Here is a 24,789-nt window from a genome sequence, read left to right as displayed (position 1 = left end):
CTCTCCTGCCACGGAGGCGCGGGCCCTTCGCGTGCAACCGATCCCCGCCGCGCGGTGTTGTAGAGGACGTGGCTGCAACCGACTGTCCCGACCCGGTGCTCAAGGCGCTGCTGGACGACCTCGACGCGGGCTTCGCCGAGCTGTACGGCGCCTACCGCGGCCTGGTCTTCTCGACCGCGCTGCGGCTCACCGGGCGCTGGGCCGACGCCGAGGACTACACGGCGGAGGCGTTCCTGCGGGCGTACCGGGCCCTGTCCGGCTACCCGCCCGAACGCATCGCGGGGCTGCAGCCGCGCGCCTGGCTGATGACGATCCTGATGAACGTCTGGCGCAACTGCGCCCGCGCCAAGTCCCGCAGGCCGCCCACCGACCTCGTCGACGAGCCGCTGGACAGCCCCGACCCCGGCCAGGACGTCGAGGCGGCGGCCGTCCGCCGCGAGACCGGCGACGAGCTGGCCGCGCTGCTGGGGCGGCTCCCCGACGAGCAGCGGGCCGCCGTCGTGCTCAGGCACGTCGTGGACCTGCCGGTCAGTGAGATCGCCACGGTGTTGAAGATCCCCCAGGGTACGGTCAAGTCGCACGTGTCCCGGGGGTTGAGGCGGCTACGCGCACTAGGAGGTGCCCGATGACTCAGGATCCCCTGCTCACCGGACTCGCGGCACTCGCCGTGGAGCCGCCGGAGGCGCTGCTCGACCGGATCGCGGCCCGATGGATCCGCGTGCCGGCGCCCATCGGGGAGCTGTCCGTGGCCTACACCGACCAGGGGGTGGCCTACGTGCACTCGGGAGACGGCTTCACGCGGGCCTTCAGGGAACGCTTCGGCCGTCCCCTGCTGCCCGCCGCCCGCCCGCCCGCGGGCCTGGTGCCCGCGCTGCGCACCGGACGCCTGTCGGGGCTCCGGCTCGACCTGCGCGGGCTCAGCCCCTTCCAGCGCTCGGTCCTGGAAGCCGCCCGGGACATCCCGCGCGGAGAGGTCCGCCCGTACGCGTGGATCGCCGCCCGCATCGGCCGCCCCAAGGCCGTCCGCGCCGTCGGGACCGCGCTCGGACACAACCCCGTCCCGCTGCTCATCCCCTGCCACCGGGTCATCCGGTCGGACGGGGCGGCGGGCGAGTACGTGTTCGGCCCGGCGGCCAAGGAACGGCTGCTGGCGGCCGAAGGGGTGGACCTGGAGCGGCTGCGGGCGCTGGCGGGGGAGCGGGTGTTCTACCTGGCCAGCGACACCACCGGGGTGGTGTGCTTCCCGACCTGCCACAACGCGCGGCGCATCACGGCCGCGCACCGGCACGGCTTCCGCAGCCTCTCCCAGGCCCGCGCCGCCGGCTACCGACCCTGCCGCACCTGCCGCCCGGCCACCGACGACATCCCGGCGTAACGGCGCGGCGGCGGGGCCACCGCCCGCCGCGCCGCGCTACGCCCTGCCGCTACGCCACCGCACTACTACGGCGCCCGCCCGCCGCGCGTCACTCCAGATGCCGCCGGCGCTCCGCTGGCCCCAGCGCCCCGCGCCTGCGCCGTGGACCGCGCCTGCGCCCCGCGCTGTGCCCCGCGCCCCGTGCCGTGGGCCCCGTGCCGTGCGCCCAGCGCGCCTGAGCCCTGCCCTGTGCCCAGCGTCTGCGGCTACGTCCCGGCCCCTGCCCCCCGCGCGTCAAGCCCAGCGCCGTCCCCAAGGTCACCAGCCGGAGTACGGCGTGCGCTCGGGCGAGGCGGGGTCGGGGGGCGGTGGGTCAGATGGGCTTGGTCGGGTAACGCATCAACAGCGTCGCCCGCACCACGTCAGGCCCGTGCGCCCGATACCCGTGCGGCACGTCCGACACCCACGAGATGTGATCCCCCGGCCCCGCCGTGAGCGGCTCGTGGATGGGCCCGGCGCTGAGCGTGCCGGTGAAGACCGTGACGTGCTCGCTGACCCCTTCGTGGTGCGCGGGCGAGGTCTGCGTCAGCCCCGGCGGTATCCGCACCCGATACAGCTCGTAGGTCACCCGGTCGTCCTCGAACACTTCCAGCAGCTCGGCCTCGATCGCCGTCCCCCGCATGATCTGCGGCTCGGGCGGCGCGTCGAGTATGGCCCCGATCGGCACCCCGAGCTGCGCGGTGATCGCCCAGAGCGTCTCCAGGGTCGGGTTGCGGGTGCCGGTCTCCACGCCCGACAGCGTGGCCTTGCCGATGCCGGCCCGCTTGGCGAGCTCGGAGAGCGAGACGCCGCGCGCCTGCCGCAGTTGCCGCAATCGGTCTCCCACCACGCGCGGATCGGTGTCGAGTGCGGGCTGCGGCTCCATACCGCCATATTGCCGCACATTCAACCAGCCCGTGGGCCGGGCCCATGGATTGCTGAAGAGCCGCCGCGCCGCTCGCGGAGGCGGCGCGTGCGATGATCACCGTTCGCGGAGGTGGCTCGTGCCGGTGATCAACGCTCATGAAGGCGGGCGGTGCCGATGATCGCCGCCTGCTCATGATCGATCTGCGGAGCGTAGCGCTTTTGCCATGTTGCGGCTGCGCTCCAAGGGACAGACCGATACGATTCCACAGATGTCCGGATCGACAGGTGTGACGGCACCCCCGCGACCTGGGCCTTCGACGGCTCAGGAGCTGCCGTCGCCGTACTCGCTGCCCCTGCACGCCCTCCGCCTGGCGGGCAAGTGCGCCCTGCCCCTGATCTGCTGGTTCGCCGTCGGCGAGCTGGCACGCTTCGTGCTGCTGTACGGCGCCGTCGAGGTGGCGTACGGCGACTGGCGGCAGATCCGCCTCGTGGGCGTCATGACCCTGCTGACGCTCATCATCATGGCGGCGATGACGGTCACCACCGGCATGCTCTACACCCTGCGCGGCGCCCTCTGGGAGCTGCGCGCCAGGGCCGACGAGGGCGTCGCCGACGAACGCTTCTTCCGCACCCTCGACCGCGTCGCCCCCGCCTTCGCGGTGCTCTACCTCGCGTGGGGCTTCCACGTGGAGGACGCCCGCGACATCTACCAGATGGACATCTTCCATCACTTCTACGACATGACCTCCGCCGCCTGGTTCGGCGAGGAGAGCCAGTTCGGCGAGGGCCTGTCCGGCCTCGACTGGCGGGTGTCGCTCGGCGCGATGGCCGTGATGTTCGCGCTGAAGATGCTCTTCGCCAAGCTCGTCGAGAAGGGCAAGAGCGGCTTCTACGGCTTCGCCGCCGCCTTCTCCGAGTTCGCCTTCGTCTTCTACGGGCTGAACGCCACCGTCGCCTTCGCCGACGCGCGGTCCGAGTGGGTGTCGCACCGCAGCGTCGTCGAGGGCACACAGGAGGTCTGGGCCGAAGCTCAGCAGAAGGTGCCGGTCTGGGACGACGTCACCGGCTGGCTGGGCGACGTCTGGCCGCTGTTCCTGGACGCCGTCGCCGTCCCCCTGGCCTGGCTCACCGTCGCGATGCTCGTCTTCGGCGCCTACTCCGACGAGGCCCGCACCCTGCTCAAGGGCACCAGGCTGGAGAAGGGCGTGGACCGCCTCGAAAGCAGCCACGACATCACGCAGAAGTCCTTCGACCAGGTCACCGGCGGGTTCCGCGACCGCTGGCTGCCGCTGGCCAATTCGCTGCGCATGGTGTTCAAGGCCGGCGCGCCGTTGTTCGGCATGATGTGCCTGTGCTACGTGGCCGTGACGGTGGCCGGCGAGTACGGCGAGCGCGGCCTGCGCTACCTCATCGGCAGCGAGGCCGAGTGGGTGTGGGTCTACCAGGGGCCGCCGCTCGCCTTCGTGCACAAGATGGTCGTGACCGTGCTCACCATGGCGCTCCTGGCCGCCACGTACGATCTCGCCGCCACCCGCGCCCGCCTGCGCGGCGAGCCCCTCAACGACGTCTGAACCTCAGCGGCGTCTGAACACCAGCACTACGTCGTCCTTCTCGGCCTTCTCCATCGCCTCCCGGTCGAACAGGTCCTCCGTGGGGGTGTCCGAGCGGTAGGTGCTCGGCCGGAAGCTCAGCTCCACTTCGTTCGCCACCGGGGACGGCACGATCGCCAGCCCCTCGATCCTGTACTCCTTGCCCATCTCCAGCTTGTCCAGCGGCGGATCGCCGACCGCCTGGGCCTCCACCGCCCAGGTGCGGCCCTTGGTGTCCGTCAGCTTGTACTCCGACGGGGGGCCGGTCATGGTGGCGCTGGACTCGTTCAGCAGCTTCTTCGTGATCACGATCTTCAGCCAGGTCACGCCCTCGCGCAGCTTGCTGTTCGCGGGGGCTTCGGTTTTGGTGATCGTGGCCTTGTACTCGATGTTGTGAGCCTGGCCCGCCTGGCCGGCGGCGACGATGGTGTGTTTGGTGTCCTTGCGGCTGTCCATCTTCATCTCGTAGAAGAGGTAGCCGTCGTAGCTCTGGGCGGCGGTGGTGAGCAACGACGCCAGGATCGCGCCCGCGGCGATCAGTGCGGTACGGCGCCGCCTGGAACGCCGCGGTGGCGCGGCCCCGTCGGGCGCGGTGGCGTCGGGCGTGGCGGGCGCCTGCTCGGAGACGCCTGGGGGCTGCGCGCCGGGCGGGAGGGCGCCGCCGGGGGGCTGCCCGCCCGCCTGTGCGCCCAGGGAGGCCGCGCCCATGCCGTGCGCGCCCGCCGAGTGCGCGCCCGGGTGCTGCGCGCTGGGTGGCAGAGCGCCGGGTGGCAGGGTGCCGGGCGGCAGGGCACCGGGCGGGAGGGCGCTGGGCGGCAGGGCACCACCGGGAGGCGGCGCGTCCATCGCCTGCGCGCTCATGCCGCGCGCGTCAGGAGGCTGTGCACCTGGAGCTTGGGCGCCCACGCCATGCGCGCCCCGCGAGTGCGCGCCAGGGGGCTGGTGGCCGGGCGGCTGCGCCCCAGGAGGTTGGGCGCCAGGGGGCGGGGGGCCGGGGGGCTGTGGTGCGCCGAACGGGGTCGTGCCCGGCAGCGGCCCGGCGGACGGTCGGATGGCCGGGATCGGTTGCGTCGCACCACCGGCGGCCTCGCGCTGTGCCGGAGGCCAGACCTGCTGATCGGAAGGCGTGTACCGCCCACGGTGCGCGGGCGTCCCGAACCCCTGCGGCCCAGCACCCGGAAGCGGCGGACGCCCGTGACGGGGCGGCATCCCGGCAGGATCGGGCGCGCCCTGAGGGTGAGGCCCGTACGACCCCCCGTACGGACCCTCAGGCCCAGGAGGGGGCACCGCACGGCCGTGCCGCCCCCGGCGAGGCAGCCCCGCGCCCCGCTCGGCCGCCGGACCGCCCGAACGCGGAGCCGGCCCCAGCCCAGGCGGCGGAACCCGACTCGGCGGCGGCGGTGGCGGGGGAGCCTCATCCGAACCGGAACCCGAACCGAAACTCGAACCCGAACCGGAGCCCGAACCCGAACCCGAACCGGAACCGGAGCCCGAACCAGAACCAGATCCAGAACCGGACGGTGACGGTGACGGTGGCGGGTAGTCTTCGGGCCGCTGATCGCTGCGAGGCGCGAACCAGTCACGCTCGTCGTTGCCACTCATATCCCGCTCACTTCTTCACCGAGTAAACAGCCTCCGGCGAGGCGACCAGCTTCCGCGCCCCTTCATCGTCCAGCCCGAGATCCACCTCGACCTCCGGCAGGTACGCCTCCGACACGACCTCCCGCGGCAGCCCGATGACGACGCTCGCCCCCGGCAGCGCGGAGGCGGGCACCTCGAAGACGTACCGTCCGCTGACCCAGATGTCCGGCTGCACCCAGGTGTTGGACAGCAGGACGGAGTTGTCCACCCGGTCGGTGTTGTCGAATCGCTTGCCGTCCGCCGTCAGCAGCACGGCCTCGCTGAGGTGGTACGGCTTGAGGCTGGACTTGGCGGACACCATGACGATGAGGAACAGGTTGTCGGTGCCGAGGGTGGTGGAGGAGGTCTCGATGGACTTGGCGACCGAGAACGAGTCCACCCGCGCGGTGAACCGCCGCGCGTCCACGTCCTGGCCCTTGGCGCCGGTGTAGGTGAGCGGGTCGGAGAGCTCGCCCTCGGTCATGTGCAGGGTCTGGAGCCCGATGGCGCCGGAGATCAGCACCAGCCCGGCGACGGCGTTCAGCAGCCAGGAGCCGCCGCCGCGCGGCCTGGCGGCTCGTCTGCCGCGCCGCGCCGGTGCGGCGGCGACCGCTGATCTCTGCTCGGTGGCGGTCACGCCGAGTCGCCCTTCTTGACGGACATGGTGACCCGCGCCTTGATCTCGGGCAGGTGCTTCTGGCCCACCTCTTTGGAGATCATCCGCCAGGCCTCGACGTTGTTGTTGAACTGGGAGGCGAACTCGTAGGAGGCCACGTCAAGGCTGATCTTGGCGGGCGGCTGCTGGCCCTTCTGCAGCTTGTAGCGCAGGATGACCTCGGTGGGCACGCCCGGGTGGAGCTGCCGGGTCTCGCCGCCCTTGCTCAGGGCGTAGGCGAAGGGCCCCGCGTCCTCGCCGGGGAAGGCCGGGTCGATCTTGACGAGGGAGCCGGCGAAGAAGGTGGAGGTGTAGGCCTGCTCCACCTTCTCGGGCGGCAGGCCGACGAGGAGGGTCTCGTCGGAGTTGTTGGTCACGTTGAAGACCAGCTCCACGAACCGCTTCTCCTCGTCCCACTCGTTCTGGGCCGGTTCGATCTTGACGCGGGAGCCGACGAACTTGGTGGAGTAGAGGCCCTGATCGAGCACGGCGCCTTCGCTGAGCGGGTCCGGTTGCTCGGGGGCCTCGTTCAGGCCGCCGAGGAGAGCGGTGATGCCGACGGCGGTGAAAGTCACCAGAGCCACCGCGGGCACCACCACCGGCCGTCTGGGCTTGTCAGTGTTGCCGCCGGAGGGTTCCGTCATGGGTAAGGATGGTAATAGGTCTCGCTTGTCCCATCTGCCGCAATGCTCCCATCGGGCCGGTCGAATTGCCGAGAAACCCTGCCGCTATAGCGCTTGCAACTCATACGCTGTCACGGAGCGGAAAGGGCTGACCCCTACTCCTCATGACATATCGGCGGCCGGAGGGTCACGTGACGGACGTGCATCCCGAGCATGCCCAGCTCCAGGCGGACCGCATCTACCTGGGCTGGCAGTACATCCTGCTGCATCCCGACCCGGGCCCGCCGCCCAAACGCCCCTCGCCCGTCGAGGAGGCGGCGGCGGAGCAGCCCGACCCCGCCGAGCAGGAGCTGATGCGCCGCGAGCGGATGCAGGAGGACATGCTCAACCGGCCGGTCCGCTTCCTGCGCCTGCTCATGCTGGCGATGTCCGTGGTGATCCTGGCCGCCGCCCTGGCCGGCTACCTGGCCTGGTCGTTCGCGCTGGTCGCGCTGGTCGCCGCCGGCGGCGTGGCCGCCATCCTCAGCTACGCGCTGCTGCAGGGCGACAGGGCGGTCAAGTACCGGGTGCTGGAGCAGCAGGCCAGGGACGAGCGCCAGCAGCGGGAACGCGACAAGGACCTGTTCCGCGCCCAGGAGGAGCACGCCCAGCGCTACCGCGACTGGCAGGAGTCGAAGGAGCGCCACGACAGGCAGCTCACCTGGTACGCCGTCGCGGTGCCGGACGAGATCGACCGCATCGACGTGGCAGGCGGCACCCTGCCGGGCTGGTCCGCGCTGGTGACGCTGCTCGGCGCCACCCGGCTCTACAGCGGCGGCCACCTGACCGTGCTCGACCTGTCCGAGGGCGCGATCGCCAAGGACCTCATCGAGCTGGCCCGCAAGGGCGGCGACGACCCGCTCGTCTGGGTGCTGCCCGTCGACCTGCCCCGGCTGGACCTGGGCGCCACGCTCAAGCCGGAGGCGTTCGCCGACGTGCTGGCCCATGTGGTGAGCGTCAGCGAGGAGCAGCGCAGCACCCGCGACCTCAGCTTCGACAACGCGATCCTGGAGCGCGTGCTGGAGGTGCTCGGCGAGAACGCCACGATCAGCCAGGTCACCGCCGCGCTGCGGGCGCTGGCGCAGGTCGGCGACCCGCGCGACGACCTGAAGTTCGGGCTGATCACCGCGACCCAGCTCGAACGCATCGGCACGCTGTTCGGGCGCGGCGTGAGCGACCGGGTGGTGATCGAGCGGGCCTGGGCGCTGGAGTCGCAGTTACGCAAGCTGGAGACGCTCGGCACCCAGGCCGTACGGCTGCCGCCCGCCAGACTGCGGGTGGTGAGCATGGACCGGCAGGCCGGCGTGTTCGGCAACCGGGTGCTCGGCACGTACGTGGCGACGGCCCTGACCCACATCCTGCGCCAGTCACCGTCCTCCGACCGGCCCTGGTACCACACGATCATCGTGGCGGGCGCCGACAAGCTCAGGGGCGACGTGCTGGACCGCCTGATGGACGCCTGCGAGACCTCCCGCACCGGGCTCGTCCTGACCTACCGCTCGCTCACCCCGACCGTGCGCGAGCGGCTGGGCAGGGGGCACGCGGCGGTCGCGTTCATGCGGCTCGGCAACGCCGAGGACGCGCGGGTGGCCAGCGAGCACGTCGGCACCGAGCACCGGCTGGAGCTGGCCCAGCTCACCGAGACGATCAGCGAGTCGCTGCCGGGCCTCGACGGCGGCTACACCTCCACCATCTGCCAGGTCGAGGACGAGCGGGAGGCGCGCGACGGCGACCACGCGGACCTGGCGGAGGACATCACCGAGTCCACCGAGTGGGGCAGGACCGCCGACAAGATCTCCGAGAAGGAGCGGGTGCTGCAGCGCTCGCGCGAGTTCCTCGTCGAGCCGCACCGGCTCCAGCAGCTCCCCACGACGTCCGTGATCGTCACCGACGCGACCGCGGACGGCCGCCGCGTCCGCCTCGCGGACGCGAACCCGGCCATACTCACCTTCCCCAAGACGACGCTCGGCGAGCTGGAGGACGTGCGCGAGGCCGTGCTGGCGCTCGACCCGCAGGCCGGCGACGGCAACGGTGAGCCGCCGCCGAACCTCGGGCCACCACCGCCACGCCTGGACTGGCGCAAGGGCAGGCAATGACATGGTCAATGTCAACGTGACGAGCTGACGGTTGGCGGAATTTAACAAAGAACCGTCTGTGGGGGATTGAAATGCAGCCGAGTGTCTCGCTGAGCGGGCCCTGGTATCGAATTCAGTCGATCGCAGCACCCTCGCGAAGCTCGTCGGCGGAGTGGGATTTCGTCACCGTGCTTCCCGCGGTGCTGTCGGCGGCGCAGCGCGACCGGCCATTTGTCATCGGATGGTTGTCGCGGGGCTCGGGGGCGCCGATCGAACTCATCACGAACGCGGGCCCGTTGTCGCCACCGCGCCAGCCGCGCAGGTCGACGGACGTGCCCGACGACCCGAGCGGGCCGCAGCCGCTGCTGTTCCCGGGGGGAGCGCGCGGGGTGCGGCTGTCGGAGGAGTACCTGGCCGACCTGGCGGACCTGGTGTGGACGCCGTGCCCGGGGCGGCAGGCGCCGCCGCTGGGCAGCAGGGGGCGTGAGTTCGACCCCGACGAGCTGAAGCGGCCCACCCTGTTCGAGTCGACGCTGGTGACGCTGATGTCGCGGCCGTTCGCCTGGCTGGTGGTGGCCGAGCCGACCGACCTGCTGGACGCCGAGGTGGCGCACCTGCGTACGCAGCTCAACGTGCTGCGGCAGTACGGCGACGCCTCCGAGCGCTCCCGCTTCGACGCCGAGCGCGCCGAGCGACGCATGCAGGAGCTGGACGCCTTCCGCGAGGCCGGGCTGTGGAACGTGCGCGTGCTGGCCGGCGGGGCCACGGCCGACGAGCTGCGGCAGATCGCGCCCGTGCTCGTCGGGTCCGTCGAGATGAGCCATCACCCGTACCGGCTGCGCAGCTCGCACGGCGCCGCGTACTCGCTGCCCGAGGCCCTGGCCATCACCATGCAGGACCCGGCGGACGGCGCCGCCGCCCCGTTCGCCGCCACCGCTGGGGCGCTGGCCGCGCTGGCCGGGCTGCCCAGGCGGGAGGTGCCCGGCGTGCGGGTGCTGGACTCGGGCTTCTTCGACGTGACGTCGGAGTCGGAGGGCGGTGAGCTGGAGCTGGGCGAGATCCTCGACGGCCAGGACCGCGGCGTCGGCTCGTTCCGGGTGCCGCTGGCCACGCTGAACCGGCACGCGTTCGTCACCGGCGCGACCGGCTCCGGCAAGTCGCAGACCGTGCGGCACCTGCTGGAGCAGCTCAGCAGGGCCCGCATCCCGTGGCTGGCGATCGAGCCGGCCAAGTCCGAGTACGCCGCCATGGCCGGCCGCGTGGACGAGCCCGTCACGGTGATCAACCCGTCGGCGCCCGACGGCGTGCCGTTCAGCGTCAACCCGCTCGAACCCGAGCCCGGCTATCCCGTCCAGGCGCACATCGACATGGTCAGGGCGCTGTTCATGGCGGCGTTCGACGCGGAGGAGCCGTTCCCGCAGATCATGTCGCTGGCGCTGCAGCGCGTCTACGAGGCGACCGGCTGGGACGTGGTCACCGGCGGCGCCGTGCCTGGCTCGAACGTGCCGCCCAGCGTGCCCACCCTCGAACAGCTTCAGCAGCACGCCATGGACGTGATCAAGGAGATCGGCTACGGCCGCGAGGTGCAGGCCGACGTCGAGGGCTTCATCTCGCTGCGGCTGCGCTCGCTGCGCGTCGGCTCGGCCGGGCGCTTCTTCGAGGGCGGCCACCCCGCCGACATCGGCGGCCTGCTCGAACGCCAGGTCGTGCTGGCCATCGAGGACGTCGCCAACGACGAGGACAAGGCGTTCCTGATGGGCACGCTGATCATCCGGATCGTGGAGCACCTGCGCATGCGGGCCAGGCGGGAGCGCTCGGCCGAGCTGCGCCACGTCATCGTGATCGAGGAGGCGCACCGGCTGCTGCGCGACCGCGGCCACGGCCGGGCCTCCACGCACGCCGTGGAGCTGCTGGCCGGGATGCTCGCCGAGATCAGGGCGTACGGGGAGGGCATCGTGGTGGCCGAGCAGATCCCCACCAAGCTCGTCTCCGACGTCGTCAAGAACACGGCGCTGAAGGTCGTGCACCGGCTGCCCGCCGAGGACGACAGGCAGCTCGTCGGGGCCGCCATGAACCTGAGCGACGAGCAGTCCCGCCACGTGGTGTCGCTGCAGCCGGGCGCCGCCGCCGTGTTCGCCGACGGGATGGACCGGCCGCTGCGGGTGCGCGTACCGCTCGGGGAGTCCAGGGAGAAGGCGCTGCCAGGACCGCCGCCGCCCATCAGGGGCCGCCGCTCGGCGGCGTGCGGCGCGCAGTGCCGCACCGGGCAGGCGTGCACGCTGGTGGAGCTGCGCGAGGCGGACGTGCTGGCGGGCGCGCCCGAGTGGGCGTGGCTGCGCATCTGGTGCGACACGGTGGTGCTGGCCTTCGTCGGCAACCGGCCGCTGCCCGGCGTCCCGCGCGCCCTGGCGGCCGGCTGGGCCGACCTGCCGGCGCGCCGCCGCGAGTGCCTGCTCGCCACCCTGGTCGAACGCTCGGTGCAGCGGCGCGCCTGGTCGCTGCGCACGTGGTTCGACCCCGTCCTGCTGACGGAGAAGGCCGCCGAGACCGCCACCCGGCTGCTGGGCGGCGCCGACAGCGGCGGCGAGCGCCCCGGCGCGTCGTGGGTCATCCCGCAGGTGCGCTGGCTGCACGAGGTCGACAGGCTCTTCCCGTACGGGCAGCCGGCCCCGAACCTGCGCAGCCCCGCGCCCCCCATGGAGTACGCCCTGTTCCGCCAGCCGGGCGGCACCGGCACCGGCTCCGTCGAGCCCGAGCTGCTCGGCCACCGCGCCAAGGCGCTGCGCCACCATCCGCTGTCGATGGAGGTGGACCACAACCGGGCGCTGGCCTGGCGGGTGATCCTCGGCGACGACGAGCACGAGGGGGTGCAGCGGGACATCGCGACCGTGGCCATCGGCGTCGAGTCGGCGTCCAGGATCAGGCACGTGGGGCAGACGATGGGGGCGGGGTGGCTGGAGAGCGTGCTGTCGTGGCCGCGCCGCTTCGTGCTGCCGTTCGAACAGGGCGGCTCCCCGGAGATCGCCTTCGCGGAGCCGCCGGGCCCATGACTCAGCCTGCCGGGCCCATGACTCAGCCTGTGGGGCACGTGATCGCAAAGGGGTGCGTTTTCGCGCGTGTCTCCAGACTTGGGGCCAACGCCGACTAGGATCCTTGCACATGACCCAGCTTCCTCTGCGGGCCCAGCTCGCCAGTGCCCTGGGCCGCAGCGCCGCCACGCTGTCCAGGATGACCGGGCGTGGCGACGGCTCGGTGATCGGCGGTCGGGTCGGCCTGCTGCTAGAGCCGGACCTCCTGCGCCAGCTCGCCCGCGACCGCAAGCTGGCCCTGGTCAGCGCGACCAACGGCAAGACCACCACCACCCGGCTGATCACGTCGGCGCTGCTGGAGCTCGGCGAGGTGGCCACCAACGCGTTCGGCGCCAACATGCCGGCCGGCCACGTCTCCGCGCTCTCCCAGCAGAAGCGCGCCCCCTACGGCGTGCTGGAGGTGGACGAGAAGTACCTGCCGGAGGTGCTCGACACGACCGGCGCCGGCGTCGTCTGCCTGATGAACCTCAGCCGCGACCAGATGGACCGGGCCGCCGAGATCTGGCTGCTGGCGCAGAAGTGGCGCAGGGCCCTTTCCGGCAAGCCCACCCACGTCATCGCCAACTGTGACGACCCGCTCGTCACCTGGGGCGCCTCCACGGCCGCCGCTGTCACCTGGGTCGCCGGTGGCCAGCGGTGGAAGGAGGACTCCTGGTGCTGCCCCGAGTGCGGCGGCCCGCTCGACCGCAAGGACGCCGACTGGGCGTGCCGGGAGTGCACGTTCCACCGTCCAGAGCCGCAGTGGGTGGTCGACGGCGACTCGGCGATCGACCCGCGCGGGCAGCGCTGGATGCTCGACATCCAGCTCCCCGGCCAGGCCAACCGCTCCAACGCGGTGATGGCGCTGGCGGTGGCCGACACGTTCGGGGTGCCGGTCGAGCGGGCGCTGCCCCGGCTGCGCGAGGTCACCTCGGTGGCCGGCCGTTACACCACCGTCGAGCGCGACGGGCGGTTCGCGCGCCTGCTGCTGTCGAAGAACCCGGCGGGCTGGTTGGAGGCGTTCGACGTCGCCGACCCGCAGTTCCCGATCATCCTCTCGGTCAACGCGCAGGGCCCCGACGGGCGCGACACCTCGTGGTTGTGGGACGTCGACTACCGCATCCTGCGCGGACGCCCCGTGTTCGTCACCGGTGAGCGCCGCCTCGACCTGGCGCTGCGGCTCGACGTGGCGGACGTGCCCTTCACGCTGTGCGGCACGTTCTCGGAGGCGCTGGCCATGCAGCCGCCCGGTCGGGTGGACGTGATCGCCAACTACACCGCCTTCCAGCAGATCCGATCGGAGTTCGGCCGTGCCGTCTGACAGCGCCCTTCGCATCGTCTGGATCTACCCCGACCTGCTGAGCACGTACGGTGACCAGGGCAACGTGCTGGTCCTGGAGCAGCGGGCGCAGCGCAGGGGGATCGAGACCGAGACGATCCACGTACGCTCGGCCGACCCGGTCCCCGAGACCGGCGACATCTACCTGATCGGCGGCGGCGAGGACCGCCCGCAGATCCTGGCCGCCCAGCGCCTGCGCAGGGACGGCGGCCTGCACCGCGCCATCGCGCGCGGCGCGGCCATGCTGGCGGTGTGCGCCGGCTACCAGATCATGGGCAGCACGTTCGGCGGCGAGGAGGGCCAGCCGGTCGACGGCATCGGCCTGCTCGACATCTCCAGCGTGCGCGGGCCCGCGCGCGCGGTCGGCGAGCTGGTGGCCGAGGTGGACGCCGCCCTCAACCTGCCCACGCTGACCGGCTTCGAGAACCACATGGGCGTCACCCGCCTCGGCCCCGGCGTCCGCCCGCTGTCGCGGACGGTCAAGGGCGTCGGCAACGGCGACGGGTTCGAGGGCTGCTACGCCGGGCACGTCGTGGGCACCTATCTGCACGGGCCCGCGCTGGCCCGCAATCCCGCGCTGGCCGACCTGCTGCTGTCGTGGCGGGCGGGCGAGCTGGCGCCGCTCGACGACTCCCGCTACGAGGCGCTGCGCCAGGAGCGCCTGGCGACGGTGCTGCAGGACTGATGTCCGCTCCGGCCACCCCCTGGTGGCTGGAGTGCACCACTTTGGGGTAGAAAGTCCGCCGTGGGATCCACGGTGACCGTCCCCCAGACGCGCACGATGGGCGGCGAGGAGCTGTCCGCCGACGACGCGTGGGAGACACTGCGCAAGTACGGCGTCTGGCACTTCGTGCGCGACTCGTTCGTCAGGTTCAGGTACGGCGACGGCATGAGCCACTCGCGGGCCCTGGCGTTCCAGATCTGCCTGGCCATCATCCCCGGCGCCATCGCCGTGGTCGGCCTGAGCGCGGTCACCCACCAGGAGGAGCTGGGCCGCGTGCTGCGGCTCACGCTGAGCGCGCTGTCGCCGGGCGGCGGCGCGCAGGCCGTCGCCGAGGTGCTCGACGGCGGGCGCGGCACCAGGGACCAACTGGCGCTCTGGCTGGGCCTGGCGACCACGCTGGCCGCGCTCACCACCGCGATGGCGCAGTTCGAGCGGGGCGCGAACCGCATCTACGGCGTCGAGCGCGACCGGCCGTTCCACCGCAAGTACGCCAGGGCGGTCGTGCTCGCGCTGACCGCCGGCATCTGCATGATCACCGGGTTCACGGTCCTGGTGGGCGGCGGCGAGCTCGGCGAGGCCCTGGGAGAGACGTTCGAGTGGGGCGACGGGGCCCGCCAGGCGTTCGCCTTCGTCCGCTGGCCGCTCGGCTTCCTGCTCGCCCTCGCCTCCACGGTCACCCTCTTCAGGGCCTCGCCCAGGCGCAGGCAGCCCGGCCACACGTGGCTGGCCGTGGGCGCGCTGGTGGCGCTCGGGTTATGGACGCTGCTCACGCTGGCCCTGGCGCTCTACACCGAGTACAACAGCACGTTCGGCGACACCTACGGGCCGCTGACCGCCGTCGTGGCGCTGCTGCTGTGGTCGTTCCTCAGCTCGATCGCGCTCTTCCTCGGCCTGGCGTTCGCGGCGCAGCTCGAAGCCTGCCGCGCCGGCTGCGTGGAGCCCGCGCACCCCGACCCGGGGCCCACCGCGGAGGAGGAGCGCGAACCCTTCGTGGGGCGGGTCGGCTCGGCCGCGTACGCCGCGCTCAGAGGCCTGTTCAGAAGGCTCCGGCGCGTTGAGCGTGGTCAGTAGACCAGCGCCTGCACGCCCTCCGTGGTCACTTCCTCCACGAACGCCGGCGCGCCCGCGATGCGCACCCCCTCGATGAGGTCGTCCACGGTGATGTTCCTGCGGGCGGCGCACTGCGTGCACAGCGTCACCCGCCCGGCCGCCAGCACGGCGTCCAGCAGGTCGGTGAGCGGCGCCGCGTGCGGCAGGGCGAACTCCTTGGCCCGGCCGGGCAGCGCGAACCACGACGACTCGCCGGTCAGCCACAGGGAGACGGAAACGCCGCTCGCGAGCGCGGCGGCGGCGACCGTGAACGCCTGGTTGCAGCGCTCGGGAGCGTCGGCTCCGGCGGTCACCTTGATCACCAGTGAACGTGCCATGTCCGTCACCCTAGCCCCGCGGGAGGCCGCACGGGCGGTGCACGCCACTACGCTTGGGGAGCATGGAAGAACCTGAGGTGCACCCCGACCTGGAGCCGATCGCGTTCCTGCTGGGGCGGTGGGAAGGCGCCGGCGTGGGCGGCTACCCGACGATCGAGAGCTTCAACTTCGGCCAGGAGATCGAGTTCGGCCACAACGGCAAACCGTTCCTGACCTACGTGAGCCGCACCTGGCTGCTCGACGACGCGGGCAACCGCGTCCGGCCGCTGGCCACGGAGTCCGGCTACTGGCGGCCCCAGCCCGACCGGCAGGTCGAGGTGGTGCTCGCGCACCCCACCGGGATCGTCGAGATCTACATCGGCGAGGTCGTCTTCCACAAGATCGAGCTGCGCACCGACGTGGTGGCCCGCACCGCCTCGGCCAAGGAGTACACCGCCGGCCACCGCCTCTACGGGCTGGTCAACGGCAACCTCATGTGGGCCTACGAGATGGCGGCCATCGGGCACCCGCTCACGGACCACATGTCGGCAGAGCTGAAGAAGGTGGCCTGATCGCATGAGCACGCCGTTCACCGCTGACGCCGTCGAGGCGATCAAGCGGCACATGAATGACGACCACGCCGACGACAGCTTGATCATCGTCCGCGGGCTCGGCGGCCGGCCGGACGCCCGGACCGCGCTCACCAGCGACGTCGACGCAGAAGCGATCACGTTCACGATCGACGGCGGCGAGCGGGTGCGCGTGCCCTGGGGGCAGACGCTCACCGAGCGGGCCCAGGTGCGCAAGGCCGTCGTGCTGCTCTACCGCGAGGCGTGCGACAAGCTCGGCATCGCGGCGCGCGGCGAACACTGACCCAGGAAATGAAGAAGGGCCCCAGGCAACACTCCGCCGTAGGAGACGGGCCGGATGGACCATGGTCGGGATCGACGTCCCGCCCTCCGGCTGCCAGGGGCCCCGGTGGTTGCCTCGTAGTCGCTTCACGTCACGAGACAACAGTCCGCGAGGTCAGCGGACAACCACCTCGCTAGCCCGACTATGACTAACCATTATTCGGACCACCTCCTTTCCGCGTACTCAAGAAGCTATGCGGTCCCGCGCGAAACGGGCAAGTGAATATCGCCGGGCCGTAGTATCGGAGGCATGACCGAGACGCAGTGGCATGAGGAACTCCGCGCCAAGGGCTACCGGGTCACTCCCCAGCGCCAGCTCGTGCTGGAGGCGGTCAAGGAGCTGGAGCACGCCACGCCCGAGGAGATCTGCGTCAAGGTCAGGCAGACGGCGCGCGGCGTCAACATCTCCACCGTCTACCGCACGCTGGAGCTGCTCGAAGAGCTCGGCCTCGTCACCCACACCCACCTCGGCCACGGCGCCCCCACCTACCACCTGGCAGCCGAGGCCGACCACGTGCACCTGGTGTGCCGGGGGTGCGACGAGGTGTTCGAGGTGCGGCCTGAGCTGGCGGAGGGGCTGGTCAAAGGGCTGGACGAGGAGATGGGCTTCGTCGCCGACGTCCACCACCTGACCGTCTTCGGCCGCTGCCGCAACTGCCGCTGACCACCGACCTGTGTGCCGATCGCCGGCGGCGGTGCGGATAGCCTGGAAGACATGCGTAGCCCTCTGCTCGACCTCCCCGGCGCCGTCCCGGCGGACGCCCCTGACTCCGACGTAGCCGCGCACTACGGCGACCTGTTCGCCGAACAGCGCGCACTGGTCAAGGGAGAGGCGGTCGTCGACCGCAGCAACCGCGAGGTGATCCGCATCTCCGGCGCGGACCGCCTGAAATGGCTCAACGACCTCACCTCGCAGAAGCTCGACCAACTCCAGCCGGGCGAGTGGACGCAGACGCTCGACCTCGACCTCCAGGGCCGCGTCCAGCACCACCTCACGCTCACCGACGACGGCGAGAGCATCCTGGCCCACGTCGAGCCGGGCACCGCGCAGAGCCTGATCGACTACCTCGACCGCATGCGCTTCATGCTCCGGGTCGAGGTCTCCCGCGCCGACGACCTCGCCGTCCTCTCCACGGCCACGGAAGACCACCTGGTGCCGAGGGCCGAGCTGGCCGACCACCTGGGCAAGCCGCTGGCGGGGCTGTGGGCGTACGAGGCCCTGCGCATCGAGGCCCACCGGCCCCGGCTCGGCTTCGAGACCGACCACAAGACCATCCCGCACGAGGTCGGCTGGATCGGCGGGGCGGTGCACCTCAGCAAGGGCTGCTACCGGGGGCAGGAGACGGTGGCCCGCGTCCACAACCTCGGGCACCCGCCGCGGCGCCTGGTCTTCCTGCACCTCGACGGCAGCGTGGACACCCTGCCGGTGCACGGCGCTCCGGTGATCTTCGAGAGCCAGGAGGTGGGTGTCGTCGGCTCGGCCGCCCGCCACCACGAGCTCGGGCCGATCGCGCTGGCCGTGGTCAAGCGCACGGTGCCGGTGGACGCGCCGCTGCTCGCCGGCGGCGTGGCGGCCTCCCAGGAGGTCATCGTCCCGCCGGACGCGGGCCGCAACGTCAGCATCGACCCGTCCCTGCGCCGCCGCATCCGCTGAACCCGCCACCCCGCCCGCGAGCAGGGCGGGGTGTCACATGTCCAGGACGAGGGTGATCGGTCCGTCGTTGACCAGGGCGACCTTCATGTCGGCCCCGAACACCCCGGTCTGCACCCGAGCCCCCAGCCCCCGCAACTCCGCCGCCACGGCGTCCACCAACGGCTCCGCCACGTCCCCGGGCGCAGCCGCCTGCCAGGTGGGGCGGCGTCCCTTGCGCGCGTCCCCGTACAGGGTGAACTGGCTGATCACCAGGAGCGGCGCGGAGACGTCCGAGCAGGACTTCTCGCCGTGCAGGACGCGCAGACCCCACAGCTTGGCCGCCAGCCGCGCCGCTTCGGCGCGCGTATCCGTGTGTGTGACGCCCACCAGGACGAGCAGGCCGGGCTCGCTGATCGCCCCGACCACCTGCCCGTCCACCTCGACGGACGCCGAACTGACCCGCTGTACGACTGCTCGCATGGCATCCCATTCTGGACCAGGACCAAACGCTTCATACACTCATGTCGAAAGGGGAACGTGAAATGTCGTTGGTTGTGGAAGTTGTCCGGTCCGGGTTCGTGGAGTCCACGCATCAGGCTCGCATGCTGACCGTGGACGCGGCCGGCCGCCCGGTCGAGACGAGGGGCGCGGTGCACGTGCCGGCCTCGCCACGGTCGTCGATGAAGCCGCTGCAGGCGCTCGGCATGCTCCGCGCCGGGCTGCGCCTGGAGGAGGAGTTGCTGGCGCTGGCCTGCGCCTCGCACTCCGGCGAGCCGTTTCACGTGGACGGGGTGCGGAAGATCCTGGCGGGGGCGGGGCTGGAGGAGTCGGCGCTGCGGTGTCCCGAGGACTATCCGTTCGACCGGGCCGTGACCGAGCGCGGGCGGGTCTACATGAACTGCTCGGGCAAGCACGCCGCGATGCTGGCCACCTGCGTGGCGAACGACTGGCCGCTGACCACGTACCTGGAGCCGGCGCATCCGTTGCAGCGGGCGATCCGCGAGACGGTGGAGGAGCTGACCGGGGAGCGGGTGGCGGCCTCCGGGGTGGACGGGTGCGGGGCGCCGCTGTTCTTCGTGTCGATGCTGGGCGTGACCAAGGCGTTCCGGGCGTTCCCGCTGTCGTCGGAGGACTCGTACGAGCGCAAGATCTTCGACGCCATGCGCACATACCCCGAGTGGACCTCGGGCACCGACAGGGCCGAGGCCAAGCTGATGCGGGCGCTGCCCGGGCTGATGCTGAAGGCGGGGGCCGAGGCGTTCGACGCGTTCGTGTTCGAGGACGGGCGCGCGGGCACGGTCAAGATCGAGGACGGTGGCGCCCGCGCCCGCGTGCCCGTCACCGTGGCGGCGCTGCGCTCGCTGGGCCTGGACGCCCCCGAGCTGGCCGAGCTGGCCTCCGGCGCGGTGCTGGGCGGCGGCCGGCCGGTCGGCGAGCTGCGGGTCCGCTGAGGTCCCCGACCAGGCGGGTGCGCTGAGGCTCCCAACCTGGCGGGTCCCGCTGGGGCTCCCGACCTGGCGGGTGCGCTGGGGCCCTCGCTCAGTCCTGGTCGGGTACGCGTTCGGCGAGCCGCTCGTACCGCTGCCTGGCGGCCTGCGGCGTGCCGAGGCCGAGCCCGAACGCGATCTCCTGCCACGTCATGCCGCGCCCGCGGGCGAGCTGGAGCAGCGTGGCTTCGAGCGCGTCCATCTCCCCGCGGACCAGCGGGACGAGGCTGAGCGCCGCCGTGATGTCGGCGGCGTCCACGCCTGGCTCGCCGTCGTCCGGCCGCGCGGCCCCGCTGAGCAGGAAGGTGACGAGCCTGACGGCCTCGTGCGGCGCGAGCGCCGACGGGTGCACCTGGCGCTGCCGCTGCTCGGGGGTGGCCGCGTGCCGTTCGGAGATCCGGTACAGGGACGCGTACACGCGCTGCGCGCGGGCCTGCTCGGGCTGCGGGGGGTCGAAGGGGTCGGAAGTCATGCGATCACGATGCTCCAGAACACGTCTCGTTGTCAACAGCACGTTTTAAACAACATGTTCATAGTCTGACACCGGCGTCAACGTTCTAACATCGCGGCGCATGAAGTTCGGAATCAGCTACAGCACGCCCCACCACGGGCTCGACCCCGGCAAGCTGGTCGCGTTCGCCCGCACGGCCGAGGGGTGCGGCTTCGAGTCGCTGTACGTCCCTGAGCACGTCGTGCTGTACCCGGGCGCCGCCATCGGCCCCTTCGAGCTGCCGCCGACCCTGCCGTACGGCGACCCGCTCGACCTCCTCACCTTCGTCGCCGCCCACACGGACCGCATCCTGCTGGGCACAGGCGTGCTGCTGCTGCCGTACCACCACCCGGTGACCCTGGCCAAGCGGCTGGCCACGATCGACGTGCTGTCCAGGGGCAGGATGCGGCTGCTCACGGTCGGCCTCGGCGCCCTGCCGGGCGAGGCGCGGGCGATGGGGGTGGACTTCGCCGCCAGGGGCAGGCGCGCCGACGAGGCGATCGATGTGCTGCGGCTGCTCTGGTCGGGCGGCGCGGACGGGGTCAGCCACGCGGGGGAGTTCTTCGACGTGGACCGCCTGTGCAGCTATCCCAAGCCGCACGGGGCAGCGACGCTGCCGATCCACGTCGGCGGTTCGAGCCGGGCGGCGGCGCGCAGGGCGGGCCTGCGCGGCGACGGCTTCTACCCCGGCGGCCGGCTCCGCCCGGAGGAGGTGGCGGAGCTGTGGGAGCTGGCCCGGGCCACGGCCGCCGGGGCGGGGCGCGACCCGGACGCGCTGGAGTACACCAGGTTCGGGGCGATCGACATGCCGGACGGGCGCGTCGAGGAGCTGGCCGCGCAGGGCGTGACCCGCCTGGTCGTCAGCCCTTCGACCACGGAGCCCGGCGAGCTGTACGCGTTCGCCGAGCGCTTCCGCCTGCGCGGCTAGAGGGAGCGGAACTGGCGGGTGGCGGAGATGGCGCCGGACGTCGTCGTGGTGAACGTGCGCATGGACCCGGCGAACTTGGACAGGTCCCACTCCGCCGGCCCGTGGTACCAGTACAGGTTGTCGGCCTGGTGGCCGTTGCCCGTGACGGAGGCCACCACGCGCGACCAGTGCTCCACCCCGTCGAAGATCACGGCGTAGGGCAGGTAGCGGGAGAACAGCTCCACCCGGTGCTGCTCGGGCACGTCACCCAGCTCGCCGGAGAACAGGTACTGCCGGAACCCCATGGTGTGCGCGAGCGCCGCCGACCCCTTGGCGGTCTTGGCCGGCATGTACTGGCCGCCGACGGCCAGCGCGCCGCCCGCGATGACCACGCCCAGGCCGAGCAGCCCGTACGTGGTGAACCAGGCCAGCGCCACCGTGGCCAGCAGCCCCACCCCGATGAGCACCACGCCGATGACGGTCCACCGGGTGCGCTCGGTGTCGGGCCGGCGGGCGAACCAGCCCTGCTTGACGACGTCGGCGTAGAGCGCGTCGCGCACCTTGCCGAGGTGGGTCGCGAACGAGCCGGAAAGCTGCGACAGCAGCACCATGTCACGCCCGTCGAAGATGGCCTGGTAGAGCGCCAGCTCGTACGGCAGCAGCGCGTTGACGGGCGCGTTCGGCTGCCGGACCAGCAGCCAGTCGGGGGCGTCGTAGGTCTGCCTGGGCTGCTCGTCGATGCGCAGGTAGCCGCGCACGGCCAGGTCCACGATGGTGGCGGTCACGTCGATCACGTCGGCCTGCTCGTCCACGAGCGTGCCGATCTGGCCGGGACGCACCCCGTCGGGCGGGCTGAAGTGGCCGTTCTGCACCGGATCGACCTTGCCGCCCTCGTGACCGGCCACGCGGGCGTCGCGGCCCCGCGTCCAGTAGAGCAGGCCGACGCCGCCGAGCAGCAGCACCAGCAGCCCGGCCAGGGCGCCGCCGGTGACGGTGTCGAGGGTGAACGCGGCCGACAGCGAGAAGCGCTTTTCGAGGATGGGCTCGCCGTCGCTGGAGCCCTTCGGGTATCCGACGACGACCGTGAGGGCCTGGTCGGGGGCGATGTTCTCCTGCTCGAAGTCGGCCTGCGTGGCGGCGTGGTCCATGGAGGCGGAGGTGCAGCCGATGGCGGAGGTGAGCGCGCCGGCGAAGCAGGACAGGTTCTGCACCTGGCCGGGGCCGTTCACCTTGACCGTGGCCTTGGCGACCGGCTGGTTCCAGCCGTTCACCGCGAACCAGCGCAGCTCCTCGACGCCGCCCGAGGTCGTCACCGCCCCCTTGACGTCGTACTCGACGGTCTGGCCCGTGACCGTGAGCACGTCGCCCGAGAGGGTGCCGCCCTTGACGTTCGAGATCCGGTAGAGGCGGTCGTTGCTGTCGTCGTACCGCGTCCGGGTGATGAACGTCCGCTTGAGCTGCCCGGACGCCCCGCTGATCTTCTCGACCACGTGCAGGGTGCCGTCCTTGCCGAGGGTCATCGTGACCTCGTCCGTCAGCCCGGCCTCCGCTGCGAGAGCGGCGGGGGTTGCGGACAACGTCAGAGCGGTGGCCGCCAGGGCGGCCATCGTGAGTCTGATACCCATGGCGGCAAATCGTATCGGTTCGTACCTGTCAGGTGAGTGTGATGCTGTTCGCTGCCCGCTGGACGCTCTCGGGGGAGGCGCCCTGGCCGGGGTTCTCGTGGGCGAGCGCCTGGTTGGCGGCGACGAACGGGCGCATGCGCGCCTCGTACCGCTCCAGGGCGTCCGCGCCGCCGTCGCCGAGCTCCTGCGCCAGCACGTACGCGCCCACCAGCGCGAGGCTCGTGCCCTGCCCGGACAGCGGCGAGGCGCAGTAGCCGGCGTCGCCCACCAGCGCGACCCGGCCCTTGGTCCAGCGCTCCATCTTCACCTGCGCCATGGAGTCGAAGTAGAAGTCGTCGGCCTTCCACATGGCCTCCAGCAGCCTGTCCGCCTCCCAGACCTCCGTGCAGCGCTCCTGGATGAGCCGCTTCTGCTGCTCGACGTCGCGATAGTCGTAGTCGATCACGTCGGACCTGAAGCCGAGGTTCACCCGCATCTCGTTCCGGTCGCGATCGCTGAACAGCGCGCCGCCCGCCTCGCCCGCGTTGAACCAGGTCTGCCAGTGGTCGAGGCCGAGGAAGTTCTCTGCGGTGTAGATGGAGACGTAGGTGCCGAGGTGGTGCAGGTACTGCTCCTCGGGGCCGAAGGCGAGCCTGCGCACGTTGGAGTGCAGGCCGTCGGCGCCGATGACGTAGTCGTAGCGCTCGCGGCGGCCCGACTCGAACGTCACCTCGCCGTCCTCGCCGAGGGTGGCGATCGAGTCGCCGTAGAGGTAGCGGGCGGTGGAGGCGCCGAGGAGGATCCGGTTGAGGTCGTCCCGCATGATCTCGACGTCGGGGCTGTCGAACCGGCCGCCGCTGAGCGTCTCCTCCTCGCTGCGCATGAGCTCGTTGCCCTCGGCGTCGACCATGGACATGCCGCGCATGGTGGTGCGCAGCTCGCGAACCTGCTCCAGCACGCCCATCCGCTCGACCACGGTCAGCGCCGCGCCCCTGATGTCGACGGCCTGGCCGCCCTTGCGGGGCGCGGGCGCCCGCTCGACCACCGTCACGTCGAACCCGTTCCGCTCCAGCCAGTGCGCCAGGACGGGGCCGCCGATGCTCGCGCCGGAAACCAGAACCTTCATGTCACTCTCCCGAGTTGCTGACGTTGTACGCAGAACTGAATGTACGTCGTACATACAGCAGGTGGCAACGGTATAGTGGGAAGATCTGTACTAGTACAGGAGGTCGCATGGACACCCCGCCCCACGCCCGCATCACGGCCGACATCAAGCAGCGCGTCGCCGACGGCAGGCTCCGCCCAGGCGAGCGCGTGCCCTCCACCAGGCAACTCGCCAGAGACTGGAACGTCGCCCTGGCGACCGCCGCCAAGGCGCTGACCCTGCTGGCGCGCGAGGGCGTCGTGGTGGCCGAGCCGCGCGTCGGCACGGTGGTGGCCGAACGGCCAGGCACCCCGGCCAGGCCCAGGGCGGGCACGACGGCCGAGCACGAGCTGACGCGGCGGCGCATCGTCGGGGCGGCCATCGAGATCGCCGACGCGGAAGGGCTGTCAGAGCTGACCATGCGCGCCGTGGCCGGGCGGCTCGGCGCGGCCACCATGTCCCTCTACCGGCACGTGGGCGGCAAGGACGACCTGGTCATGCTCATGGTGGACGCGGCGTTCGCCGAGTTCCCGCTACCTGTGGAGCGCCCGCAGGGGTGGCGGGAGCGGCTGGAGACCTCCGCGCGGGTGCAGTGGGCCGCCTACCGGGCGCACCCGTGGATGGCGGGCGCGACGCCGCTGACCAGGCCGGTCCCGTCAGTGGCCCTGCTCCAGCACTCCGAGTTCGTCCTGGAGGTGCTCCAGGAGACCGGGCTCGACGCCGCCACCCGCATGTACGTGGTGATCCTGATCTACAGCTTCGTCCAGGGAATCGCCGCCCACATCGAGCTGGAGCAGCAGGCCAGGGCGGCCACCGGGGTCACCGACGAGGAGTGGATGACCGGGCAGGAGGAGTTCCTGCGCGGCATCACGGCCACCAGCCCGGCCTTCGCCGGGTTGCTCGACGAGCTGGGCGAGTTCGACCTGGACCTCGACAGGCTCTTCGCCTTCGGGCTGCAGTCGCTGCTCGACGGGCTGACGAAGCTGATCGAGCCCCGCTAGTACTCCAGTGACACTTCGCGATCTTGAGGCGTAACGGTCACATGGCGACGGCCACCGCGTGATCATTCGGAGTTTGTGAAGACAACGAAAGATCGTGCGGTGGCCGCGAGCCACAGCGTAGACCCTGACGGCTGGATGGTCATCTTCCACGAGCTGATGGCCCGGATCGCCGGCCGGTTCGGCCGCGTCGAACCCCGTCGCGCCGCGAGCGCGT

At 71.7% G+C, this 24,789-nt stretch carries 24 protein-coding genes; 15 read left to right on the top strand and 9 right to left on the bottom strand.

The genetic code is table 11. The annotated features are described in order from the left end of the window. The first annotated feature begins 68 nt into the window (after positions 1-68). Positions 69-629 (top strand): RNA polymerase sigma factor, encoded by a 561-nt coding sequence (locus ABD331_RS52815; protein ID WP_344493765.1) that lies wholly within the window; start codon positions 69-71, stop codon positions 627-629. After that, positions 626-1,375: a methylated-DNA--[protein]-cysteine S-methyltransferase gene (locus tag ABD331_RS52810; protein WP_344493763.1), complete on the top strand. Its 750-nt coding sequence runs from the start codon at positions 626-628 to the stop codon at positions 1,373-1,375. Before ABD331_RS52815 ends, ABD331_RS52810 begins: the two co-directional genes overlap by 4 nt. A gap of 352 nt (positions 1,376-1,727) precedes the next feature. On the opposite strand, the gene ABD331_RS52805 is transcribed toward ABD331_RS52810, so the two are convergent. Then, on the bottom strand, positions 1,728-2,279 hold the full coding sequence (locus tag ABD331_RS52805) for a helix-turn-helix domain-containing protein (RefSeq protein ID WP_344493761.1): 552 nt from the start codon (positions 2,277-2,279) through the stop codon (positions 1,728-1,730). 250 nt (positions 2,280-2,529) lie between these two features. Here ABD331_RS52805 and ABD331_RS52800 point away from each other — a divergent pair, with 250 nt between their 5' ends. Next, positions 2,530-3,831: a hypothetical protein gene (locus ABD331_RS52800; protein ID WP_344493759.1), complete on the top strand. Its 1,302-nt coding sequence runs from the start codon at positions 2,530-2,532 to the stop codon at positions 3,829-3,831. Between the two features lie 3 nt (positions 3,832-3,834). Here ABD331_RS52800 and ABD331_RS52795 read toward each other — a convergent pair whose 3' ends face one another. The 3 genes from ABD331_RS52795 to ABD331_RS52785 form a co-directional block, all read right to left on the bottom strand. Then, positions 3,835-4,710, bottom strand: a complete 876-nt coding sequence (locus ABD331_RS52795; protein WP_344493757.1) for a hypothetical protein — start codon at positions 4,708-4,710, stop codon at positions 3,835-3,837. A gap of 748 nt (positions 4,711-5,458) precedes the next feature. Further along, on the bottom strand, positions 5,459-6,106 hold the full coding sequence (locus tag ABD331_RS52790; RefSeq protein WP_344493755.1) for a hypothetical protein: 648 nt from the start codon (positions 6,104-6,106) through the stop codon (positions 5,459-5,461). Next, positions 6,103-6,768: a hypothetical protein gene (locus ABD331_RS52785; RefSeq protein WP_344493753.1), complete on the bottom strand. Its 666-nt coding sequence runs from the start codon at positions 6,766-6,768 to the stop codon at positions 6,103-6,105. The genes ABD331_RS52790 and ABD331_RS52785 overlap by 4 nt, the downstream gene beginning before the upstream one ends. Before the next feature lie 170 nt (positions 6,769-6,938). On the opposite strand from ABD331_RS52785, the gene ABD331_RS52780 reads away from it, so the two are divergent. From ABD331_RS52780 to ABD331_RS52760, 5 genes are all read left to right on the top strand, one after another. Beyond that, a complete protein-coding gene (locus ABD331_RS52780) occupies positions 6,939-8,882 on the top strand; it encodes a hypothetical protein (protein ID WP_344493751.1) in 1,944 nt (647 codons plus the stop codon). A 167-nt stretch (positions 8,883-9,049) separates the two neighbouring features. Next, positions 9,050-11,911 carry an ATP-binding protein gene (locus tag ABD331_RS52775; protein WP_344493749.1) on the top strand — a complete coding sequence of 954 codons (2,862 nt, stop codon included), beginning with the start codon at positions 9,050-9,052 and terminating at the stop codon, positions 11,909-11,911. A 109-nt stretch (positions 11,912-12,020) separates the two neighbouring features. Next, positions 12,021-13,250, top strand: a complete 1,230-nt coding sequence (locus ABD331_RS52770) for a Mur ligase family protein (RefSeq protein WP_344493747.1) — start codon at positions 12,021-12,023, stop codon at positions 13,248-13,250. Continuing rightward, positions 13,240-13,953, top strand: a complete 714-nt coding sequence (locus ABD331_RS52765; RefSeq protein WP_344493745.1) for a type 1 glutamine amidotransferase — start codon at positions 13,240-13,242, stop codon at positions 13,951-13,953. The genes ABD331_RS52770 and ABD331_RS52765 overlap by 11 nt, the downstream gene beginning before the upstream one ends. A gap of 60 nt (positions 13,954-14,013) precedes the next feature. Next, a complete protein-coding gene (locus tag ABD331_RS52760; protein WP_344493743.1) occupies positions 14,014-15,063 on the top strand; it encodes a YihY/virulence factor BrkB family protein in 1,050 nt (349 codons plus the stop codon). Here the strand turns inward: ABD331_RS52760 and ABD331_RS52755 are convergent. Continuing rightward, positions 15,057-15,419: a DsrE family protein gene (locus ABD331_RS52755; protein ID WP_148433460.1), complete on the bottom strand. Its 363-nt coding sequence runs from the start codon at positions 15,417-15,419 to the stop codon at positions 15,057-15,059. The two genes, ABD331_RS52760 and ABD331_RS52755, sit on opposite strands and share 7 nt — an antisense overlap. A gap of 62 nt (positions 15,420-15,481) precedes the next feature. On the opposite strand from ABD331_RS52755, the gene ABD331_RS52750 reads away from it, so the two are divergent. From ABD331_RS52750 to ygfZ, 4 genes are all read left to right on the top strand, one after another. After that, positions 15,482-15,970 carry a heme-binding beta-barrel domain-containing protein gene (locus ABD331_RS52750; protein WP_344493740.1) on the top strand — a complete coding sequence of 163 codons (489 nt, stop codon included), beginning with the start codon at positions 15,482-15,484 and terminating at the stop codon, positions 15,968-15,970. A 4-nt stretch (positions 15,971-15,974) separates the two neighbouring features. Continuing rightward, positions 15,975-16,271, top strand: a complete 297-nt coding sequence (locus tag ABD331_RS52745) for a DUF2470 domain-containing protein (RefSeq protein ID WP_344493738.1) — start codon at positions 15,975-15,977, stop codon at positions 16,269-16,271. A gap of 288 nt (positions 16,272-16,559) precedes the next feature. Next, positions 16,560-16,973, top strand: a complete 414-nt coding sequence (locus tag ABD331_RS52740) for a Fur family transcriptional regulator (protein WP_225271219.1) — start codon at positions 16,560-16,562, stop codon at positions 16,971-16,973. A 51-nt stretch (positions 16,974-17,024) separates the two neighbouring features. Then, positions 17,025-17,963 carry a CAF17-like 4Fe-4S cluster assembly/insertion protein YgfZ gene (ygfZ, locus tag ABD331_RS52735; RefSeq protein ID WP_344493734.1) on the top strand — a complete coding sequence of 313 codons (939 nt, stop codon included), beginning with the start codon at positions 17,025-17,027 and terminating at the stop codon, positions 17,961-17,963. A 33-nt stretch (positions 17,964-17,996) separates the two neighbouring features. Here ygfZ and dtd read toward each other — a convergent pair whose 3' ends face one another. Then, the gene (gene dtd, locus ABD331_RS52730) at positions 17,997-18,422 is read right to left on the bottom strand and encodes a D-aminoacyl-tRNA deacylase (RefSeq protein WP_344493732.1); all 426 of its coding nucleotides are present in this window, start codon (positions 18,420-18,422) and stop codon (positions 17,997-17,999) included. 62 nt (positions 18,423-18,484) lie between these two features. Between dtd and ABD331_RS52725 the strand changes: the two genes are divergently transcribed. Next, entirely contained in the window at positions 18,485-19,393 is a 909-nt protein-coding gene (locus ABD331_RS52725; protein WP_344493730.1) for an asparaginase, read from the top strand. 88 nt (positions 19,394-19,481) lie between these two features. Here ABD331_RS52725 and ABD331_RS52720 read toward each other — a convergent pair whose 3' ends face one another. Continuing rightward, positions 19,482-19,901: a DNA-binding protein gene (locus tag ABD331_RS52720; protein ID WP_344493728.1), complete on the bottom strand. Its 420-nt coding sequence runs from the start codon at positions 19,899-19,901 to the stop codon at positions 19,482-19,484. A 100-nt stretch (positions 19,902-20,001) separates the two neighbouring features. Between ABD331_RS52720 and ABD331_RS52715 the strand changes: the two genes are divergently transcribed. After that, on the top strand, positions 20,002-20,847 hold the full coding sequence (locus tag ABD331_RS52715; protein WP_344493726.1) for a TIGR03619 family F420-dependent LLM class oxidoreductase: 846 nt from the start codon (positions 20,002-20,004) through the stop codon (positions 20,845-20,847). Here ABD331_RS52715 and ABD331_RS52710 read toward each other — a convergent pair. Then, positions 20,844-22,451, bottom strand: a complete 1,608-nt coding sequence (locus ABD331_RS52710; protein WP_344493724.1) for a DUF2207 domain-containing protein — start codon at positions 22,449-22,451, stop codon at positions 20,844-20,846. The genes ABD331_RS52715 and ABD331_RS52710 overlap by 4 nt on opposite strands. Before the next feature lie 28 nt (positions 22,452-22,479). Further along, a complete protein-coding gene (locus tag ABD331_RS52705; protein WP_344493722.1) occupies positions 22,480-23,556 on the bottom strand; it encodes an FAD-dependent monooxygenase in 1,077 nt (358 codons plus the stop codon). A gap of 107 nt (positions 23,557-23,663) precedes the next feature. Between ABD331_RS52705 and ABD331_RS52700 the strand changes: the two genes are divergently transcribed. Next, complete coding sequence (locus ABD331_RS52700) at positions 23,664-24,575, top strand: TetR/AcrR family transcriptional regulator C-terminal domain-containing protein (RefSeq protein WP_344493720.1); 912 nt, start codon at positions 23,664-23,666, stop codon at positions 24,573-24,575. Positions 24,576-24,789: the final 214 nt, after the last annotated feature.

The sequence above is a fragment of the Nonomuraea monospora genome (assembly GCF_039531895.1).
Taxonomy (GTDB): Bacteria; Actinomycetota; Actinomycetes; order Streptosporangiales; family Streptosporangiaceae; genus Nonomuraea; species Nonomuraea monospora.
Note: the sequence above shows the minus strand (reverse complement) of the source record. Positions and strands in the feature narration are given on the sequence as shown.